Source organism: Streptomyces sp. NPDC012474, assembly GCF_042955185.1.
Taxonomy (GTDB): domain Bacteria; phylum Actinomycetota; class Actinomycetes; order Streptomycetales; family Streptomycetaceae; genus Streptomyces; species Streptomyces cahuitamycinicus.
The window spans coordinates 216309-235052 of the sequence record NZ_JBIBEP010000012.1 but is presented as its reverse complement, the minus strand read 5'-3'; the positions used below and the strand labels follow the sequence as shown (position 1 = coordinate 235052).

Genomic DNA, 18744 nt, shown 5'->3' with positions numbered 1-18744 from the left:
CCGACACCGCCAAACAGCGGGGGCAGCACGGCGGGCCATCCCCCGTAGTCCCCTCCTGGCCGACAAAGAAGATCTGTCGTGACCCTGGCGCGGTGGCTCGGGCACTCTTCGTCCGCGATCACCCTCGGTTACTATGCTCAATTCAGCCGGAGGCTGGTAGCAAGGGACGCACCGCCATCTACGGACTGCGTGGAGGGCGAGAGTCGGCGGGCAGGCCGAACTGCCCAGATTCTCCCCGAGCTTGTAGGCGGATGGTTGCTGCTACCCCTTCCAAGTTCGCCGTGAAATGCAAGATTGAAGAGATGGGTAGCCTGAAAAAGTGCTTAAAGAGGTCGCTGTGACCCGCTACATCGCGCCGCTGCGCGAGGGCGGTTCGCTGCCCGGCCTGGTCGAGGCCGACGACTCCGGCACCTACGTCCTGAAGTTCACCGGCGCGGGGCAGGGCCGCAAGACACTGGTCGCCGAGGTCGTCTGTGGCGAACTCGCCCGTCGGCTCGGGCTGCGGATGCCGCGCCTGGTCACCGTCGAGCTCGACCCGGAGCTGGGCCTGGGCGAACCGGACGAGCAGGTGCAGAGTCTGCTGAGGTCCAGCGGCGGCACCAACCTCGGCATGGACTTCCTCTCCGGCGCGCTCGGGTTCGATCCGCTCGCGTTCCCGGTGAGCCCTGAGGAGGCCGGCCGGGTGGTCTGGTTCGACGCGCTGATCAACAACGTCGACCGGTCCTGGCGCAACCCCAACCTGCTGAGGTGGCGGGGCGAGCTGTGGCTCGTCGACCACGGCGCGACGATGATCTGGCACCACAACTGGCCCGGCGTGGACGCCTCCGCCGACCGCCCGTACGACGCCTCCGACCATGCGCTGGCGTCCTTCTCACCCGATGTCGCCTCCGCCGCCGCCGAGTTGGCGCCCCTGGTGACAGGGGAACTCCTCGCCGACGTCACCCAGCAGATCCCGGACGCCTGGCTCACGGACGAACCCGGCTTCGCCGCGCCGGACGACCTGAGGCAGGCCTACGCGCGCCCGCTGCTCGCCCGGGCCGCCGTCATCCACGACCGTATCCAGGGGCTGAAGTGAACGACCGGCACATCATCAGGGGAGGACCGCGGGACCGCCACGTCTACGAGTACGCCGTCCTGCGCGTGGTCCCACGCGTGGAACGCGGCGAGTACGTCAACGCCGGGATCCTCGTGTACTGCCGTGCCGAGGCGTACGTCGGTGCCCGCACCCACCTCGACGAGACCCGCCTGCTGGCCCTGGACCCCCGGACCGACGTGGCCGGGGTCCGAGCCGCTCTGCGCGCCGTCGAAAGCCTCTGCGCGGGCGGCTCCGCGGCCGGCCAGGCGGCGTCCGACGACCCGGGCCGCCGCTTCCGCTGGCTCGTCGCCCCCCGCTCCACGATCGTCCAGCCCGGCCCCGTGCACACCGGCCTGACCACGGACCCGGCAGCGGAGACCGACCGGTTGCTGGACCTGCTGGTGCGGTGACGGACGCCGCGCCGGACCGTCAGTGCCGGCGGCGCCTCACCAGGCAGCCGGCCGCGAGGACGGCACCCGCCGCGAAGGTCAGGCCGATCCCCGTCTCCCAGTCGCTCGGCCCCGAGGACACCGCGCCCCCGGCCCCGCCCCGCACGCCGCGGGAAGGGGCGGCTGCGGTCGCCGTGGCGACGAGGCCGGACCGGATCGCGGAACCGGACGGGCTCGCGGACGGGGAGGGGCTCGCGGAGCGGGAGGGGCTCGCGGAGGCGGACGGCCGGACGGGGGAGATGACGCCCGAGCCGACGCGGGGCAACGCCTCGCACGCGATGCCGTCGTCCGGGCCCTGGTCCTCGTCGAGTCGGTGGGGGTCGCCCGGATCCGCCTCGAAGGCGGCCTGCGCGTCCTCCTGGAAGGCGAAATCACGGCAGTCCAGGTCCTGCCGGGCATGAGCGGGGTCGGCCAGCGGCACGATCGCGGTGATCGCGAACAGCGTGCCTATGGCACCGGTGCGACGGCGCATGGAGCGCCTCCCTTCCGGCCACGGGTGGCTCGCGCTCCGACGCTAGGCGCCCAGAGGTGCGGCGGCGCGTGTCCGTAGGCCGATCGGGTGTCCCGCGAGGTGCCGTGGGGCAGGGTGGGCCCGGGTGATGGATCACATGCCGCCCCCGGCCGTTGACACCGCGTGCCAGGGCTTCTAGCGTCACACCCACTGAAGGTACTAAGCGGTCGCTCACCTGAGGAGTAGCAGTCATGTCCACCACTGAGCAGCGGGTTGCCGTCGTGACCGGTGCCGCGCGCGGCATCGGTGCCGCCACCGCCGTACGACTGGCCGCCGAGGGCCGCGCGGTCGCCGTGCTCGACCTCGACGAGGCGGCCTGCAAGGACACCGTCGAGAAGATCACCGCAGCGGGTGGCAAGGCCCTCGCGGTCGGATGCGACGTCTCGGACGAGGCGCAGGTCGAGGCGGCCGTCGCACGGATCGCCGAGGAGCTCGGCGCGCCGACGATCCTGGTCAACAACGCGGGCGTGCTGCGCGACAACCTGCTGTTCAAGATGAGCGTCTCCGACTGGGACACCGTCATGAACGTGCACCTGCGTGGCGCCTTCCTGATGTCCAAGGCCTGCCAGAAGCACATGGTGGACGCGGGCTTCGGCCGGATCGTCAACCTGTCGTCGTCGTCCGCGCTGGGCAACCGCGGCCAGGTGAACTACTCGGCCGCCAAGGCGGGCCTGCAGGGCTTCACCAAGACCCTCGCCAAGGAACTCGGCAAGTTCGGCGTCACCGCCAACTCCGTCGCCCCCGGCTTCATCGCCACCGAGATGACCAAGGCCACCGCCGACCGCGTCGGCATGGGCTTCGAGGACTTCAAGGCCGCCGCCGCCACCCAGATCCCGGTGGCCCGGGTCGGCGAGCCGGAGGACATCGCCAACGCCATCGCCTTCTTCACCGGCGAGGCGGCCGGGTTCGTCTCCGGCCAGGTGCTGTACGTGGCCGGCGGACCGCTCGACTAAGGGACGAAGAACATGACTTCCGTGGAACTCTCCGGCAAGGCCGCCCTCGTCACGGGCGCCAGCCGCGGCATCGGCTACGGCGTCGCCGAGGCACTGGTCGCGCGCGGTGACCGCGTGTGCATCACCGGCCGCAACGAGGACGCCCTCAAGGAGGCCGTCGAGCGGCTCGGCACCGACCGCGCGGTCTACGTGGCGGGCAAGGCGCACGACGAGGCCCACCAGGCCGTCGCCGTCGAACGGACGATGGAGGCCTTCGGCCGCGTCGACTACCTGGTCAACAACGCGGGCACCAACCCGGTGTTCGGACCGATCGCCGACCTCGACCTGAACGTCGCCCGCAAGGTCTTCGAGACCAACGTCGTCTCGGCGCTGGGCTTCGCACAGCGGACCTGGCACGCCTGGCAGAAGGACAACGGCGGCGCGATCGTCAACATCGCCTCCGTCGCGGGCCTGTCACCCTCGCCCTTCATCGGCGCGTACGGCGTCAGCAAGGCCGCGATGATCAACCTGACCGTGCAGCTCGCGCACGAGTTCGCCCCCAGGGTGCGCGTCAACGCGATCGCCCCGGCCGTCGTGAAGACCAAGTTCGCCCAGGCCCTGTACGAGGGCCGCGAGGAGGAGGCCGCCGCGGCCTACCCCCTGGGCCGGCTCGGCGTGCCGTCCGACATCGGGGGCGCGGCGGCGTTCCTCACCTCCGAGCAGTCCGACTGGGTCACCGGTCAGACGCTCGTCGTGGACGGCGGCATCTTCCTCAACGCCGGAACGGGCTGACCGCGGAGCGCGCCCACGGTCCCGGCACGGGCGTCCGTCGACACCGACGGCGCCCGTGCCGTCGTAAAGACACGGCAAAAGACGATGACAACGTCGTCAAAGGTTTATCGATCAAGAGGTCATGGACGGGGAGGGTCACGGGGCGCGCCTCTGCGGTATGGTCTGCCGACCCTTGGTATGGCAGATCGAGGAGCGTGCGCGTGTTCAAGCGGAACCGGTGCCTGTGGCGGGTGGCGGCCATCGCGTCCATATCGTCCCTGCTCGCCGGGTGCGGTGTGCTGTCGTCCGACACCCCGGAGGACGAAGGACCGATCGTCCTGGGCACCACCAGTGCCCCCAGCACGCTCGACCCCGCCGCGTCGTGGGACAGCTCCTGGGAGCTGTTCCGCAACATCTACCAGACGCTGCTGAGCTATCCGACGGGCGCGAGCGAGCCCCAGCCGGACGCCGCCGAGCAGTGCGGCTTCAGCGACTCCTCGAACCAGGTCTACCGCTGTGAGCTGCGCGAAGGCCTGAAGTTCTCCAACGGCGACGCGCTCGACGCCCAGGCCGTGAAGCACTCGTTCGACCGGATCCGCAAGATCAACGTCAACGGCGGCCCCGCCGGTCTGCTGGGCAGCCTGGAGCGGGTCCAGGCGCCGAACGACCGTGAGGTGATCTTCCACCTCAACAAGCCGGACGCCACCTTCCCGTTCGTGCTCGCCACCCCCGCCATGTCGATCGTGTCCCCGGAGGCCTATCCGCGGGACAGCCTGCGCAAGGGCGCCGACGTGGTCGGCTCCGGGCCGTACACCCTCGACTCGTACACCGACGGCAAGGAGGCCGTCCTCGTCCGCAACGACACCTACACGGGCTACGCGGAGCGCCGGAACGACGCGGTGACCGTCCGCTACTTCCAGGACTCCGGCACCATGGTGAAGGCCCTGCGGGACGAGGAGATCGACGTGACCTACCGCGGCCTGGCCGCCGGAGACGTCGTCGACCTCCAGAGCAAGTCCTCCAAGGACGAGGAGATCCAGCTCGTCGAGGGCACGGGCACCGACATCAACTACCTGGTGTTCAACCCCAAGGACTCCTGGGCGAACAAGAAGGCCGTGCGCCAGGCCATCGCGCAGGTCGTCGACCGGGCGGCGATCGCCCACAAGGTCTACAAGGACACCGTCGACCCGCTGTACTCCATGGTTCCCAAGGGCCTCACGGGCCACACCACGGGATTCTTCGACGACTACGGCGACCCGGACGTCGCCAAGGCCCGCAAGATCCTCACCGAGGCGGGCATCAACCAGCGCGTCCCGCTCACCTTCTGGTACACCAGCGACCGTTACGGCTCCGAGACCGCCGGGGAGTTCAAGGAGCTGGAGCGTCAGCTGGAGGCCTCCGGCCTGTTCACGATCACCCTGAAGAGCCGTCCCTGGAAGACGTACGTCGAGGGCTACCAGAAGGGCGAGTACCCGGTGTTCGGGCGCGGCTGGTTCCCCGACTTCCCGGACGCCGAGAACTTCATCGCGCCGTTCGTCGGCGACCAGAACGCCCTCGGCACGCCCTACCCGGCCCCCGAGATCACCGGCGAGCTGCTGCCCCGGTCGCGCCGGGAGAGCGACCGCGCGAACGTGGAGAAGGAGTTCGAGGAGGCCCAGCGGATCCTCGTGGACGACGCGCGGCTGCTGCCGCTGTGGCAGGGCCGGCAGTACGTGGCCGCCAGCCGGGACATCTCGGGCGCGGAGCGGGCCATGGACCCGTCGACGATCATGATGTTGTGGGAGCTGCGCCGCAAGACCGCCTGGTAGGCGGTCGGCTCCGGTCTCTCCCGGGCGCGTTGTCAGTGGTCGCCGGTAGGTTCGTGGCCTGGAAGTGACCGCACATCGTGAGGACGTTGACGTGACCGACATCGCCATGCTGCCCGAGTCCTGGCGCGGGGTTCTGGGCGACGAGCTGCAGCAGCCCTGGTTCAAGGAGCTGACGGAGTTCGTCGAGGAGGAGCGGGCGAAGGGTCCCGTCCATCCGCCGCGCGAGGAGGTCTTCGCCGCGCTGGACGCCACGCCGTACGAGGGCGTCAAGGTCCTGATCCTCGGTCAGGACCCGTACCACGGCGAGGGGCAGGGGCACGGGCTGTGCTTCTCGGTCCGGCCAGGGGTGCGGGTCCCGCCGTCCCTGCGCAACATCTACAAGGAGATGCACCAGGAGCTGGGCACGCCGATCCCGGACAACGGCTATCTCATGCCGTGGGCCGAGCAGGGTGTGCTGCTGCTCAACGCGGTGCTCACGGTCCGCGGCGGCGAGGCCAACTCGCACAAGGGCCGGGGCTGGGAGAAGTTCACCGACGCCGTGATCAGGGCCGTGGCCGAGCGTCCCGACCCGGCGGTCTTCGTGCTGTGGGGCAATTACGCCCAGAAGAAGCTCCCGCTGATCGACGAGTCCCGGCATGCCGTGATCAAGGGTGCGCATCCCTCGCCCCTGTCCGCGAAGAAGTTCTTCGGCTCGCGGCCCTTCACGCAGATCAACGAGGCGGTGGCGGCGCAGGGGCACACCCCGATCGACTGGACGATCCCGGACCTGGGCTGACGCACGCCTGCCGTACGCCCGTGCCGTCCGGGCCCGGCGCCCGGAGCCGCCTGAGCCGGATCGCCCCCGCCTGCGGTTACCGTCGGCGGGAACAGTCGGCGAGTGCGCGGAGGGCGTCGTGGCGGAGCGACAGGAGCAGACGGCGCCCGATGCCGTGCTGACGCGGATCGGGCAGGTCGTCATGCTGCACCACGCGGGGGACCGGGAGGAGGCCCGGCACCGGTACCTGGGCCTGTGGGCGGAGATCGGCGAGCACGGCGACCCGCTGCACCGCTGTACCCTCGCCCACTACCTGGCAGACACCCAGGACGACCCGGCGGACGAACTGGCCTGGGACCTGCGTGCCCTGACGGCGGCCGAGGAGGCCGGAAAGGAGGCCGTCGCGGTGCCCGCGGTGATCGCGATCTACCCCTCCCTGCATCTGAACCTGGCGGACGACTACCTCGGACTCGGCCGTCGCGACGCCGCCCGCACGCACCTGCGGTGGGCCCGTGAAGCCGCCGCCGCCCTCGCCGACGACAGCTACGGCGAGGGCGTGTGGGCGGCCATCGACCGGCTGGAGCTCCGGCTGGGGGAGGGCGGCGCGGGGACCTGGTCGCCGCCGCGGCAGCGGCCTTGAGGCCCTGGTCGGCACGCTCGGCGATCCGGCCTGCGCGGTCACCGGACCACGTGTCAACGCCTGTCAACGCCCGTACGCGTCACGGCAGATCGTCGCCTCCGGGCTGTCCGCCCGCCATCCCCCGTAGCGCCTGCCCAGCGCGCAGACGTCCGCGTTGCCGTTCGGGACGCTCTTCTCCACGTCCTGCCGTACCGACTCCGACACGTCGGGAAGGCCGGCGTGCGACCGTTGGGGGCCGCGCCGAGCGGGCTCGGGGAGTTCCGGACGGGCGGGGCGCGGACGGACGTCGCGATGACCGGGCTGCGGCGTCCCCGGTTCCGGCGCGCCCGCCGGGGGTGCGGCCGGGCCGGTCGCCGAGGCGGCAGGCTCCGGTCGGCGGGACGCCTCTTCGATGAGCTGCAGGGCCTCACGGGCCGGCGCCTGCACGATCTGGGTCTCCGCCTCGTCCTCCCGCTCCGGCGCCGACGGCAGGGACGGTGCCGCCGAGGGGCCCGGCGCGGGGGGGCGCGGGACCGTCGTACAGCCGGAGAGGGCCGAGACCGCCACGGTCAGCAGGAGCGTCGCTGTGGTCGTCGTTCGATGCACCCGCGCAACTCTGGTGCGTCCGGCCCTCGGTGAGGCCGCGGACCTGGCACAGGATGCCCCGCACGGGTGATCTCGCGCCCCGTACGGAGGGCGCGGGTGCGACGGAGGTGACGTCACTCGCCGGTCGCGCCGTCGATGCGCTCGCGGATCAGGTCGGCGTGGCCGTTGTGCCGCGCGTACTCCTCGATCATGTGCGTGTAGATCCAGCGCAGGTTGAAGCGTTCGCCGGTGCGCCGGTGTTTGCCCTCGGAGATGTCGTCGAGGCCGAAGCGGGCGGCGTTGCGCCGGGCGGTCTCGATCTCGGACTGCCAGGTGGCGTACGCCTCCTCCCACGTGTCGGACTGGGAGAGATGGAACTCGCCGTCCGGATCCTCCTCGGTGCAGTAGAGCCGGCCGACGTCCTCGGCCGCGAGTACCTTGCGGAACCAGCCCCGCTCCACCTCCGCCATGTGCCGCACCAGGCCCATCAGGCTCAGCTCCGACGGCTCCACCGCGGCGGTGCGGAGCTGGGCGTCGGTCAGGCCTTCGCACTTCCAGGCGAGGGTCTGGCGGTGGTAGTCCAGCCAGCCCTCCAGCATCGTGCGCTCGTCGGCGGTGGTGGCGGGCTCTCGGCGTTCGTTCGTCATGGACACATCCTTTCCGAGCCGCCCCTTCCGCACCACAAGATTTTCAGCCCCCGAGCATGCCCTCCAGCAGTTCCCGCAGCCCGGCCCGCACCTCCTCCAGGCTCGGCGCCTCGGCGCCGAACGACCCTGCCACGCAGCTGAACATCAGCCCGTCCGCCCAGGCGATCAGCGACAGGGTGTGCCGGGCCGGGTCGGTCGAGCCCAAGCCGCCGACCAGGGCGGCGAGCTGGTCCCGGAAGCGGGCGCCCGTGGCGTCGAAGAAGGCCCGCAGCTCGGGGCGGCGCGTCGCCTCCAAGGCCAGTTCGTAGCGGGCGAGCGTGAGCGCGCGGTGGTCCGTCAGGGCCCGGTGGGCCGCCAGGGCCAGCGCGTCCGCCACGGAGCGGGCCCCGGCCTCGGGGTCCGGCATCTCGTGCAGGGCCAGGACCCGGGCCTCGCGGTCGGCCAGGCGCCGCACCGCCAGCTCCAGCAGGGCCTGCCGGGTGCGCGCGAGGTTCGAGGTGGAGCCCTGGGGGAGTCGGGCCGCCTCGTCGACCGCCCGGTGCGTGAGGCCGCGCATGCCGCGCTCGGCGAGCAGGGCGAGGGCGGTGTCGGCGACCAGGTCGGAGCGGGAGGGGCCGGCGGTGCGTACGGACATGGGCTCACGCTACCCGTTCGACTACACGTGTAGTAACGTCGATGGTGTCACTACAGATGTAGTCGGAGTCGAGGAGGGGCCATGACACAGCTCGGGCATGCCGTCGTGATCGGTGGCGGCATCGGGGGTCTGACGGCGGCGGTCGCCCTGCACATGCGTGGCCTGCGGGTCACGGTGCTGGAGCGCGCCCCCTCGCTGGAGCCGGTCGGCGCGGCGATCTCCCTCGCGCCCAACTCCCTGCGCGCGCTGGACGTCATCGGCCTCGGCGACGAGATCCGCGACCTCGCCGTCTGGTCCGGGGACGGCGGCCTGCGGACCCCCTCCGGGCGGTGGCTCTCGCGGTCCTCCGCCGACGCCGCCGCCGAGCGCTTCGGCGGCCCGCTCGTGCTGCTGCACCGTGCCACCCTCATCGCGAGCCTGGCCTCCCGGCTCCCCCCGGGCACCATCCGCACGGACGCCGCCGCGGCCCTCGCCGACAGCGGCGGCACCGACCGGCCCGCCCGGGTCAGCAGCAACGGCAAGGTGCTGGAGGCCGACCTGGTGGTGGGGGCGGACGGCATCCGCTCCGCCGTACGCCACGCGCTCTTCCCCGCCCACCCCGGGGCCGTGTACTCCGGCTTCACCACCTGGCGGGTCGTGATCCCGGTGCCCGGTGCCGAGTTCGCCTCCCACGAGACCTGGGGCAGGGGCCGCATCTGGGGCACGCACCCGCTCAAGGACGGCCGCGTCTACGCCTACGCCGCCGCGGTCACGCCCGCCGGGGGACAGGCGCCCGACGAGAGGGCCGAGCTGCTGAGCCGCTACGGCGACTGGCACGACCCGATCCCCGCCGTGCTCGCCGCCGCCCGGCCCGAGGACGTCCTGCGCCACGACGTCCACCACATCGCCGAACCCCTGCCCGCCTACCACCACGGCCGGGTCGCCCTGGTCGGCGACGCCGCGCACGCCATGCCCCCGACCCTCGGCCAGGGCGGCAACCAGGCCATCGAGGACGCGATCGTCCTCGCGCACCACCGCGACGACCTGCCCGCCTACACCGCCGCCCGGCTGCCCCGCACGACCGCCGTCGCACGCCGGGCCGTGCGGGTCGCCCGCCTCAACCTCATGACGAACCGCGCCGGGATCGCCGTACGCGACACCGCCGTGGCCACGCTGTCGAAGGCCGGGCCCGCCCTGGTCCTGCGCGGCTTCGACGGCATCGCCGACTGGCGGCCGCCGCAGAGGGACGCCGTATGCTCCGAGCAGACCCCGGCAGGCAACCGTTAGAGGAGATCACCCCGTGAAGGTCGGCTGCATCGGACTCGGCGACATCGCGCAGAAGGCCTACCTTCCGGTCCTCGCCTTCCAGCCCGGGGTGGAACTGCACCTGCAGACCCGCACGCCCGCCACGCTCGACCGGGTCGCCGAGAACCTGCGCGTCCCGCCGGAGCGGCGGCACACCACCCTCGACTCCCTGATCGCGGCGGACCTCGACGCGGCGTTCGTGCACGCGCCCACGCTCGTGCACCCGGAGATCGTGACGCGGCTGCTGCAGGCGGGCGTACCGACATACGTCGACAAGCCGCTCGCCTACGCACTCGACGACTCCGCGCGGCTGGTGGCGCTCGCCGAGGAGCGGGGCGTGAGTCTCGCCGTCGGCTTCAACCGGCGTCACGCCCCCGGCTACACGCAGTGCGCGGACCATCCGCGCGAGCTGATCCTGATGCAGAAGAACCGCGTCGGGCTGCCGGAGGACCCCCGCGCGATGATCCTCGACGACTTCATCCACGTCGTCGACACCCTCCGGTTCCTGGTGCCCGGCGAGATCGACGACGTGACCGTGCGCGCCCGCGTCCAGGACGGGCTGCTGCACCACTTGGTGCTCCAGCTCGCCGGGGACGGCTTCACCGCGCTCGGCGTGATGAACCGGCTCAGCGGTTCCGCCGAGGAGGTCCTCGAAGTGTCCGGGCAGGACACCAAGCGCCAGGTGGTCAACCTCGCCGAGGTCGTCGACCACAAGGGCCAGCCGACCGTGCGGCGGCGCGGGGACTGGGTGCCGGTGGCCCGGCAGCGCGGGATCGAGCAGGCGGTGCTCGCCTTCCTCGACGCGGTGCGGACGGGCAAGGTGCTCAGCGCGCGGGACGCGCTGGAGACCCATGACCTGTGCGAGCGGGTGGTGCGAGCGGTTCAGGAGCGGACCGCCTGAGCCGCACCGTCCGTACGCCCTCGCCGACGGCCCACAGGGCGAGGAGCAGCATCGCCGCGTGCACCGTCCAGTCGCCGTGGCGGACATAGGGCGTGGTGCCGTGGGCGAGGGGGATGTCGTACATCTGCGCGGCGGAGGCTTCCGTACCGAGCCATGATCCGACGCGCCGCCCGTCCGGGCCGTACACGGCGGAGACGCCCGTCAGGGTCGCGTGCACCATGGGGCGGCCGGTCTCGGCGGCTCGCAGTGCGGCGAGCGACGCGTGCTGCTCGGGTGCCCAGCTGTGCTGGAACGTCGACGTGGACGACTGGCCGATCAGCACGTCGACGCCCTCCCGGGTGAGGTGGCGGGTCATGTCGGGGAAGGCGGTCTCGAAGCACACCAGCGGGCCGACGCGCAGATCGTCCCCGACGTTCATCACGACCGGCTGCGAGCCGCGCCTGCGGTCCTCGCCCGCGGCCTTGCCGACCGAGGTGACCCAGCCGAGCAGGGACCGGGCCGGGATGTACTCGCCGAAGGGCACGAGCCGCATCTTGTCGTAGCGTTCGCCGGTCAGGCCGTCGGGTCCGACCAGGATCGAACTCTTGTAGATGCCGGGCTTGTCGGAACGCCGGGCGTCCACGTTGACCAGGGTGTCGGCGCCCGTCGCGCGGGAGAGGTCCGCGAGCCGCCGGGCGAGGCCGGGCCGGTCGTCGAGGTCGAAGCCGACGCTGCTCTCGCCCCAGACGACCAGGTCGGCGTCCTGGCCGGCGAGCCGACGGGTGAGCTGCTCCTCGCGGGCGAACCGGGCGTCCGGGCCGGCGACGACACCCGGCTGCACGACCGCGATCCTGACCTGGCCGTCGACGGCGGGGCGGGGTGAGAACGCCCAGGCGGCGGAGGTGGCGGCGGCCGTGGCGACGAGACCGGCCACGGCGGGCACCCGGGCCCGGCGGACCGCGACGAGGACGGCGACCGCGACGTTGACGGCCACGAGCAGGTAGCTGAGCAGCCACACCCCGCCGACCGAGGCGAGTCGCAGCGCGGGCTCGGCCTGCCACTGACTGCTGCCGAGCACGCCCCAGGGGCCGCCGAGCCCCTGCCAGGAGCGGACCAGCTCGACGGCCAGCCAGCCCGACGGCAGGACCAGGAGCGCGACCGTGACCCGCCCGAGGGAGGGCAGGCCTCCCAGGAGACGGCGCACCAGCCAGCCCCACGGGGCCCACAGGGCACCCAGGAGGGCGGCGAGGACGAGCGTGAACACGTGCAGGCTCGGCAGCAGCCAGTGGTGCATGGCCAGCATGAAGCCGAGGCCGCCGCACCAGCCGTCGTACGCGGCCCGCTTGCCGGTCGGCGCGGTGCGCAGCAGCAGGAGCCAGGGGACCAGGGCGACGTAGGCGCACCACCACAGGGACGGCGCGGGGAAGGCGAGGACAGGGAGGGCGCCCGCTACCGCCGCGGCGGCCGAGCGGCGCCAGGGGGAGGCGAGCCAGTGGCCGAGCGTCTTCATAGGCGCCTCCTACCCGCGGGTGCCTCCAGTGTGCGCCTTGCGGACGATCTAGAACACAGGGCGCCGGGCCAGTTGACCACAGGCGCCGTCCGCGGCTCGGGAAAGGCGCCGCCACTTCTCCCGCACGACGACCTCGCTCAGCCGCCAGCCGTCGTCCGTGCGCAGCGCCGCGACGGCGTACCGGCCGCCGCACACGAAGTCGGGAGCGGGCCCCGCGGTGGCCATGGGAGTGACGTAGTCGGCCTGCATCTCGGCCGTGTCGCCGGTGTCCTGCTCCCGGATCCCGAAGCGCATATTCGGTGGCCGCCGAGGGCTACGGGGGCCAGCCTGTCCTCCGTGAACGATCGACACGAGCCGAGATTCCGGGTGCGGGCACTCCACACCGAGTCCACGATCACCGTCTACCAGGCCTACCGCCCGGATATCGGCGGCCCCGCCGCCCGACTGGGCCGCTTCCCGCCGTCCTGGAAGCGGGAGCGCATGACCTGGATCAAGCCGTCGTTCCTGTGGATGATGTACCGCTGCGGCTGGGGCACCAAGGAGGGCCAGGAGACGGTCCTGGCGATCGAGATCGACCGCGAGGGCTTCCTCTGGGCGCTGCGCAACGCCTGCCTGTCCCACCACGTCCCCGCCCTGCACGGCGACCGGGCTTCCTGGAAGCGGCAGTTGAGGCAGGCGCCCGCGCGGGTGCAGTGGGATCCGGAGCGGGACCTGCACCTCAACCCGCTGCCGCACCGGTCGCTGCAGCTGGGGCTCGCGGGGGAGGCCGCCGCGCGGTACGCGGACGAGTGGATCGTGGCGATGGAGGACGTCACACCCCTCGCCAGGGAGATCCACGGGCTGGTGCGGGCGGGACAACAGAACGCCGCTGCGGGGCTGTTACCCGGTGAGCGGCCCTTCGCCCTCGACGACGAGGTGCTTCGGCGGCTGTGTGCCTAGAGAGGATCCGGGGAGAACGGAGGACGGGAGAACGGAGGACGGGAGAAGGGAGGCGGGCCGCTCAGGCCGCCGTGACGACGCAGCCTCGGATCGCGGCAGCCCACTCGACGACGAGGAGCTCGTACTCCGCGCGCTCCTCGGCCGACAGGGTGCCGCCCGTGCGCTGCCACAGCGCACGGATCTCGTCGTTGACCTCGGCAGCGGGCCGCACGGAACCAGGGGTCACGAAATCGGGGGACATGCGGACAAGCCTAGGCGCAGCCACTGACAGCCCGCTACCGGACGGCTACCCGATCCCTATGTGGTTGGTCACGAGACCGGCGTCACACAGGCCCGGGTCAGCCCGCCGACTCGGCCGCGTGGGGGCTCAGTGCACCCATGCTGACCAGCACGATGATGACGATGCCGAGGACGATGCGGTAGTAGACGAAGGGCATGAAGCTCCTGGTCGAGATGAACTTCATGAACCATGCGATCACGGCGTACCCCACCCCGAAGGCGATCACCGTGGCGAAGATCGTCGGGCCCCACGAGACATGGCCGCCCTCGGTGGCGTCCTTCAGCTCGAACACGCCGGACGCCAGCACCGCGGGGATGGCGAGGAGGAAGGAGTAGCGGGCCGCGGCCTCGCGCTTGTAGCCCATGAACAGGCCGCCGCTGATGGTGGCGCCGGAGCGCGAGACGCCCGGGACGAGCGCCATGGCCTGGCAGACGCCGTAGATCAGGCCGTCACGGACGCCCAGGTCCTCGAGGGCCTTGCGCTGCTTGGGCGCGCGGTGCTTGCCGCCGTTCTCGTCGCGGGCCGCGAGCCGGTCGGCGACGCCCAGGACGATGCCCATGCCGATCAGCATCGTCGCGGTGATCCGCAGATCGCGGAACGGTCCCTCGATCTGGTCCTTCAGCGTCACGCCGAGCACACCGATCGGGATCGAGCCGACGATGACCAGCCAGCCCATCCGGGCGTCGGGGTCGCCGCGCAGCGTCTTGTCGGTGAGCGAGCGGGTCCACGCCGAGATGATCCGTCCGATGTCCTTGCGGAAGTAGATCAGCACGGCTGCCTCGGTACCGATCTGCGTGATCGCCGTGAAGGCCGCGCCCGGGTCCTCCCAGCCCGAGAAGGCCGCGGTCAGCCGCAGGTGGGCGCTGGAGGAGACGGGAAGGAACTCGGTCAGCCCCTGGACGAGTCCGAGGATGAGTGATTCGAACCAAGACATGAGGTAACGGAGTCCAAGTGCCGATCGTGGGACGGACGACGGGCGCACCGGGCCGCCGTCGCGAGGAACGGGGTATCAGGTGTGCCGAGGGGGAAGCGTAGCGCCCCTGGAAGGCCGCCAGGACACAGGGGTTTGGCTGCCGCCCCCGACCAGCGGCGATCAGGCCGCGGTGGGGCCGGTCACCGTCCAGCCGGGTGTCTGGGGGCGGCCCGTGAGGTTCTCGTGGCGCACCTCGCCGCCGCACGCCCGGCAGGTGACGGCCGGGGTGAGGGTCCGGCCGCAGGAGTGTCCAGGAGCATCGGGCGGTCGCCGTCCGGCCGGAGGTGGCGGTCGCCCCACGCCACGAGCGTCACCGGTACCGGCTCCAGTCCCGCCCGGGTCGGCAGGTACTCGAAGCGCTGCGGGCGCTCGCTGTAAAGGTGCTTGGCCAGGATCCCGGCGTCGACGAGCCGACGCAGCCGGGTGGCCAGGATGTCGCGCGGGGCGCCGGTATTGCGGACCAGCTGGTCGAACCGGCCGTTGCCCAGGCAGACGGGCGTGACAGTGCCTCAGAGGCGGCGCAGCCGGTGCCGCTTGCGCCAGGCCACCACCACGCCCGCCAGAGCCGGCAGGGCGATGCACGCCATGGCGATCAGGAAGGCGGGAGAGGTCGGGGTGGAGGCGCGGGCGCCGGCGACGGCGTAGGCGGCGGTGTTCGGGATCGACCCGAGGCCCGTGGCCAGCAGGAACGGCAGCAGGCCCATGCGGGACACGGAGGCGCAGTAGTTCGATGCCCAGAACGGCACCCCCGGGAACAGGCGCACCATCAGCATCGAACGGAAGCCGTGCCGGCTGAGCTGGCCGTCCGCGGCCTTCAGCCAGCGCCCCCGCAGCAGCGGGCGCAGGGCGTCCTGGCCCAGCGCCCGGCCCAGGCAGAAGGCGATCCCGGCACCGAGCACGGTGCCCGCCAGCGCCACGCCGAGGCCGAGCTGCGAACCGAACAGGGCGCCCGCCGCCAGGTTCAGCAGCGGCCTCGGCACGAACGCCACGGTGCACACGCCGTACGCCACCGCGAACACCGCCGCTGCCGCGGCACCACCGAGCTGCGGCGGCCAGCCCTCCGTCAGCAGCCGCTGCGGCTCGAACAGCAGCACGCCGCAGGCGCCCGCGGCGAGCAGCACGACGAGCAGGGACAGCCGCGACCACGGGGACAGCAGAACTCTCGTGCAACGGGCGGCGAAACGGGTCGGTACGGCGGGCGAGGCGTTCGTTGCCGGGGGAACGGCGACGGCGAGCTCCGCGGTGGTGGCCCGGGGAGAGGCCGTGGCGGTGCCCCCAGAGCGGGTGGTGGCATCGAGCATCCGGTGACACTAACCGACAAATGTGTGTGATCGCCGTATGGTTCGTCTCACGAGCGTCACAGACCGGTGTGTGCAGCCGGGGGCGCAGCCTTGTGCGCAGGGCACCTAAAACCATTCGACGTGCGGTAATGCGTCGGCAATGATCTGACTCATGTTCCGGCACGCCTTCACCCTCGCAGCATCCGTGGTCACGGATGCCCCGAAGGCTGCCGTCGCCGATCTCCCGGCCGTTACGGACGGCGCCCGAAGCTGACCCTCTCCGGTTCGTCCGGCGGACCCCGCAAGGGGAGGGTCGGGCAGGTCCTCGGGGTCCCACTTCGTTCTTCGCTGATCAGACGCTTCGAGGTACAGCCATGTCCAAGACGGCCTACGTCCGTACGAAACCGCATCTCAACATCGGCACGATGGGTCATGTCGACCACGGCAAGACCACGTTGACGGCCGCCATCACCAAGGTCCTCGCCGATCGCGGCAGCGGCGCGTTCGTGCCGTTCGACCGGATCGACCGGGCGCCCGAGGAGGCGGCGCGCGGCATCACCATCAACATCGCGCACGTCGAGTACGAGACCGACACCCGGCACTACGCGCACGTCGACATGCCGGGCCACGCCGACTACGTCAAGAACATGGTCACCGGCGCCGCCCAGCTCGACGGGGCGATCCTCGTCGTGTCCGCGCTCGACGGGATCATGCCGCAGACCGCCGAACACGTCCTGCTCGCCCGGCAGGTGGGCGTCGACCACATCGTGGTCGCCCTCAACAAGGCCGACGCGGGCGACGAGGAGCTGACCGACCTGGTCGAGCTGGAGGTCCGCGACCTGCTCACCGCCCACGGCTACGGCGGCGACTCCGTACCCGTCGTACGCGTCTCGGGACTGAAGGCGCTGGAGGGGGACCCGCGCTGGACCGCGTCGATCGAGGCGCTGCTCGACGCGGTGGACACCTATGTGCCGATGCCGGAGCGGTACGTGGATGCTCCCTTCCTGCTGTCGGTGGAGAACGTGCTGACCATCACCGGGCGGGGGACCGTGGTGACCGGGGCGGTCGAGCGGGGTGCGGTGCGGGTCGGTGACCGGGTCGAGGTGCTCGGGGCCGCCGTGGAGACGGTGGTCACGGGCCTGGAGACCTTCGGCAAGCCGATGGAGGAGGCGCAGGCCGGGGACAACGTGGCCATGCTGCTGCGGGGGGTCCCGCGGGACGCCGTCCGGCGGGGGCACGTCGTCGCCGCCCCGGGGAGTGTCGTGCCCAGTCGCCGGTTCACCGCGCAGGTGTATGTGCTGTCAGCGCGCGAGGGCGGGCGTACGACGGCTGTCTCCAGCGGGTACCGGCCGCAGTTCTACATCCGCACGGCGGACGTGGTCGGGGACGTCGACCTGGGTGACGTGGCTGTGGCTCGGCCTGGTGACACGGTCGTGATGACCGTGGAGCTGGGGCGGGAGGTGCCGTTGGAGCCGGGGCTCGGGTTCGCCATCCGTGAGGGTGGGCGGACGGTGGGGGCCGGGACCGTGACCGAGGTGGGTTGAGTGGTGGGGGGCTGCGGGCCGCCGTGGGCTGGCCGCGCAGTTCCCCGCGCCCCTGGGCTGCGTCGACCCATCGCACAATGGAGGGGTGAAGGACGCCATTCCCGTGACCCGGACCACCGATCACGGCACCGCCAAGCTGATGCCCGACGTCGATCGGGAGAGGGCTTGGCTGCTCACCGTCGACGGGGCGCCGCAGTCCTACGTCGATCTCGACGAGCCCGCGCATCTGGAGTTCGAGTACGCGCGGCGGCTCGGCCACGTGCTGGATGTCGTGGCCGAGCCGGGGCGGGCGCTGGACGTGGCGCATCTCGGAGGCGGGGCGCTCACGCTGCCACGGTACGTGGCCGTGACCCGGCCGGGCTCGCGGCAGGACGTCGTCGAGGCCGACCGGGGGCTGCTGGAGCTGGTGTCCGGGCACCTGCCGCTGCCGGACGGCGCGGACATCGCCCTGCACGCGGCGGACGCACGGGTCTGGCTGGAGAACGCTCCCGCTGCCTCGGCGGACGTTCTCGTCGCGGACGTCTTCAGCGGGTCGCGGGTGCCGGCACACCTCACCTCCGTCGCCTACGTCCGTGAGACCGCGCGGGTGCTGGGGGCACACGGGGTCTATCTCGCCAACCTCCCCGACGCCGCGCCCTTCGCCTTCCTGCGGTCGCAACTCGCCACCCTGGCCACCGCTTTCGAGGAGCTCGTGCTGATCGCCGAGCCGGGGGTGCTGCGGGGACGGCGGTTCGGGAACGCCGTGCTCGTCGCCGGGCATCAGCCGGTCGACGTCGCGGCCCTGGCCCGGCTCACCGCCGCCGACGCCTTCCCGGCCCGGGTCGAACACGGCGCCGGGCTACGGGAGTTCATCGGCGATGCGCGACCGGTGGAGGACGCGGATGCCGTGCCGTCACCCGTGCCCCCGGACGGGGCGTTCGGCATCGGCTGACACCCGCTCGGCGTCGCGCCGGCCAGTGGCGTGGTCCGGCGGGGCGGTTGGGAGGCGCGCTTGGGATGCGCGGTTCCGCGGCGCAGTGCGGTGGCGCGGTTCCGCGGCGCAGTGCGGTGGCGCGTTTCGGTGGCGCGTTCGGTGGTCCGGGACGCAGAGCACGGCCGCCGAAACCAGCCCGACAGCACCGGCCGCGGCACAGGGGACCGACGTCGAGGACGCCGACAACGCCTCGGCGAGCATCAGGTCCGACGCGTCCGCAGCAAGCGGAAGAGCGGGAAGTGCCGTCCTGCCAAACAGTTTGCGCGACGTAACGGCCACCGCTAAGTTGATCTTGA

Annotated in this window: 21 protein-coding genes and 1 pseudogene; 12 read left to right on the top strand and 10 right to left on the bottom strand. The window is 72.0% G+C overall.

Features of this window, described 5'->3' with window-relative positions; all coding sequences use genetic code 11:
* The first annotated feature begins 319 nt into the window (after positions 1–319).
* Together ACFY9S_RS25740 and ACFY9S_RS25735 are read left to right on the top strand one after the other, a co-directional pair.
* Positions 320–1075, top strand: coding sequence for a HipA family kinase (locus tag ACFY9S_RS25740; protein ID WP_391132334.1), 756 nt, complete (start codon positions 320–322; stop codon positions 1073–1075).
* Positions 1072–1485, top strand: a complete 414-nt coding sequence (locus ACFY9S_RS25735) for a DUF3037 domain-containing protein (protein WP_391132332.1) — start codon at positions 1072–1074, stop codon at positions 1483–1485. The genes ACFY9S_RS25740 and ACFY9S_RS25735 overlap by 4 nt, the downstream gene beginning before the upstream one ends.
* A gap of 19 nt (positions 1486–1504) precedes the next feature.
* Here the strand turns inward: ACFY9S_RS25735 and ACFY9S_RS25730 are convergent, their stop codons facing one another.
* Complete coding sequence (locus tag ACFY9S_RS25730) at positions 1505–1996, bottom strand: excalibur calcium-binding protein (protein ID WP_391132330.1); 492 nt, start codon at positions 1994–1996, stop codon at positions 1505–1507.
* A 230-nt stretch (positions 1997–2226) separates the two neighbouring features.
* Between ACFY9S_RS25730 and fabG the strand changes: the two genes are divergently transcribed.
* The 5 genes from fabG (at position 2227) to ACFY9S_RS25705 (ending at position 6940) form a co-directional block, all read left to right on the top strand.
* On the top strand, positions 2227–2988 hold the full coding sequence (gene fabG / locus ACFY9S_RS25725) for a 3-oxoacyl-ACP reductase FabG (RefSeq protein WP_031143260.1): 762 nt from the start codon (positions 2227–2229) through the stop codon (positions 2986–2988).
* Between the two features lie 12 nt (positions 2989–3000).
* Entirely contained in the window at positions 3001–3759 is a 759-nt protein-coding gene (locus ACFY9S_RS25720; RefSeq protein ID WP_391132328.1) for a glucose 1-dehydrogenase, read from the top strand.
* 200 nt (positions 3760–3959) lie between these two features.
* Positions 3960–5546, top strand: a complete 1587-nt coding sequence (locus ACFY9S_RS25715) for an ABC transporter substrate-binding protein (protein ID WP_391132326.1) — start codon at positions 3960–3962, stop codon at positions 5544–5546.
* 91 nt (positions 5547–5637) lie between these two features.
* Positions 5638–6321 carry a uracil-DNA glycosylase gene (locus ACFY9S_RS25710; protein WP_391132324.1) on the top strand — a complete coding sequence of 228 codons (684 nt, stop codon included), beginning with the start codon at positions 5638–5640 and terminating at the stop codon, positions 6319–6321.
* 118 nt (positions 6322–6439) lie between these two features.
* Entirely contained in the window at positions 6440–6940 is a 501-nt protein-coding gene (locus ACFY9S_RS25705; RefSeq protein WP_391132322.1) for a hypothetical protein, read from the top strand.
* 63 nt (positions 6941–7003) lie between these two features.
* On the opposite strand, the gene ACFY9S_RS25700 is transcribed toward ACFY9S_RS25705, so the two are convergent.
* The 3 genes from ACFY9S_RS25700 to ACFY9S_RS25690 form a co-directional block, all read right to left on the bottom strand.
* Positions 7004–7525, bottom strand: coding sequence for a hypothetical protein (locus ACFY9S_RS25700; RefSeq protein ID WP_391132320.1), 522 nt, complete (start codon positions 7523–7525; stop codon positions 7004–7006).
* 113 nt (positions 7526–7638) lie between these two features.
* Positions 7639–8151, bottom strand: a complete 513-nt coding sequence (locus tag ACFY9S_RS25695) for a DUF664 domain-containing protein (RefSeq protein ID WP_391132318.1) — start codon at positions 8149–8151, stop codon at positions 7639–7641.
* Positions 8152–8194: 43 nt separating this feature from the next.
* A complete protein-coding gene (locus tag ACFY9S_RS25690) occupies positions 8195–8785 on the bottom strand; it encodes a TetR/AcrR family transcriptional regulator (protein WP_391132317.1) in 591 nt (196 codons plus the stop codon).
* An 81-nt stretch (positions 8786–8866) separates the two neighbouring features.
* On the opposite strand from ACFY9S_RS25690, the gene ACFY9S_RS25685 reads away from it, so the two are divergent.
* Together ACFY9S_RS25685 and ACFY9S_RS25680 are read left to right on the top strand one after the other, a co-directional pair.
* Positions 8867–10051: an FAD-dependent monooxygenase gene (locus tag ACFY9S_RS25685; RefSeq protein WP_102908823.1), complete on the top strand. Its 1185-nt coding sequence runs from the start codon at positions 8867–8869 to the stop codon at positions 10049–10051.
* A gap of 13 nt (positions 10052–10064) precedes the next feature.
* Entirely contained in the window at positions 10065–10970 is a 906-nt protein-coding gene (locus ACFY9S_RS25680) for a Gfo/Idh/MocA family oxidoreductase (RefSeq protein ID WP_391132314.1), read from the top strand.
* Here the strand turns inward: ACFY9S_RS25680 and lnt are convergent.
* Both lnt and ACFY9S_RS25670 read right to left on the bottom strand, forming a co-directional pair.
* Entirely contained in the window at positions 10894–12459 is a 1566-nt protein-coding gene (gene lnt, locus ACFY9S_RS25675) for an apolipoprotein N-acyltransferase (protein ID WP_391132312.1), read from the bottom strand. The two genes, ACFY9S_RS25680 and lnt, sit on opposite strands and share 77 nt — an antisense overlap.
* A gap of 48 nt (positions 12460–12507) precedes the next feature.
* Positions 12508–12753, bottom strand: a complete 246-nt coding sequence (locus tag ACFY9S_RS25670; RefSeq protein ID WP_391132311.1) for a nuclear transport factor 2 family protein — start codon at positions 12751–12753, stop codon at positions 12508–12510.
* 42 nt (positions 12754–12795) lie between these two features.
* Between ACFY9S_RS25670 and ACFY9S_RS25665 the strand changes: the two genes are divergently transcribed.
* Positions 12796–13398 carry a DUF4291 family protein gene (locus ACFY9S_RS25665; protein WP_391132309.1) on the top strand — a complete coding sequence of 201 codons (603 nt, stop codon included), beginning with the start codon at positions 12796–12798 and terminating at the stop codon, positions 13396–13398.
* Between the two features lie 61 nt (positions 13399–13459).
* Here the strand turns inward: ACFY9S_RS25665 and ACFY9S_RS25660 are convergent, their stop codons facing one another.
* The 4 genes and pseudogenes from ACFY9S_RS25660 to ACFY9S_RS25645 all read right to left on the bottom strand — a co-directional run bounded on the left by ACFY9S_RS25660 (position 13460) and on the right by ACFY9S_RS25645 (position 15952).
* Complete coding sequence (locus tag ACFY9S_RS25660; RefSeq protein ID WP_391132307.1) at positions 13460–13639, bottom strand: hypothetical protein; 180 nt, start codon at positions 13637–13639, stop codon at positions 13460–13462.
* Between the two features lie 97 nt (positions 13640–13736).
* Positions 13737–14612 (bottom strand): undecaprenyl-diphosphate phosphatase, encoded by an 876-nt coding sequence (locus ACFY9S_RS25655; RefSeq protein WP_391132305.1) that lies wholly within the window; start codon positions 14610–14612, stop codon positions 13737–13739.
* A 159-nt stretch (positions 14613–14771) separates the two neighbouring features.
* Positions 14772–15145, bottom strand: a pseudogene (locus ACFY9S_RS25650) (winged helix-turn-helix transcriptional regulator); the annotation flags it as partial.
* 15 nt (positions 15146–15160) lie between these two features.
* A complete protein-coding gene (locus ACFY9S_RS25645) occupies positions 15161–15952 on the bottom strand; it encodes a VTT domain-containing protein (protein WP_391132303.1) in 792 nt (263 codons plus the stop codon).
* Positions 15953–16305: 353 nt separating this feature from the next.
* Between ACFY9S_RS25645 and tuf the strand changes: the two genes are divergently transcribed.
* Positions 16306–17475, top strand: coding sequence for an elongation factor Tu (tuf, locus tag ACFY9S_RS25640; RefSeq protein WP_391132301.1), 1170 nt, complete (start codon positions 16306–16308; stop codon positions 17473–17475).
* Positions 17476–17560: 85 nt separating this feature from the next.
* The gene (locus ACFY9S_RS25635; protein WP_391132299.1) at positions 17561–18406 is read left to right on the top strand and encodes a fused MFS/spermidine synthase; all 846 of its coding nucleotides are present in this window, start codon (positions 17561–17563) and stop codon (positions 18404–18406) included.
* Positions 18407–18744: the final 338 nt, after the last annotated feature.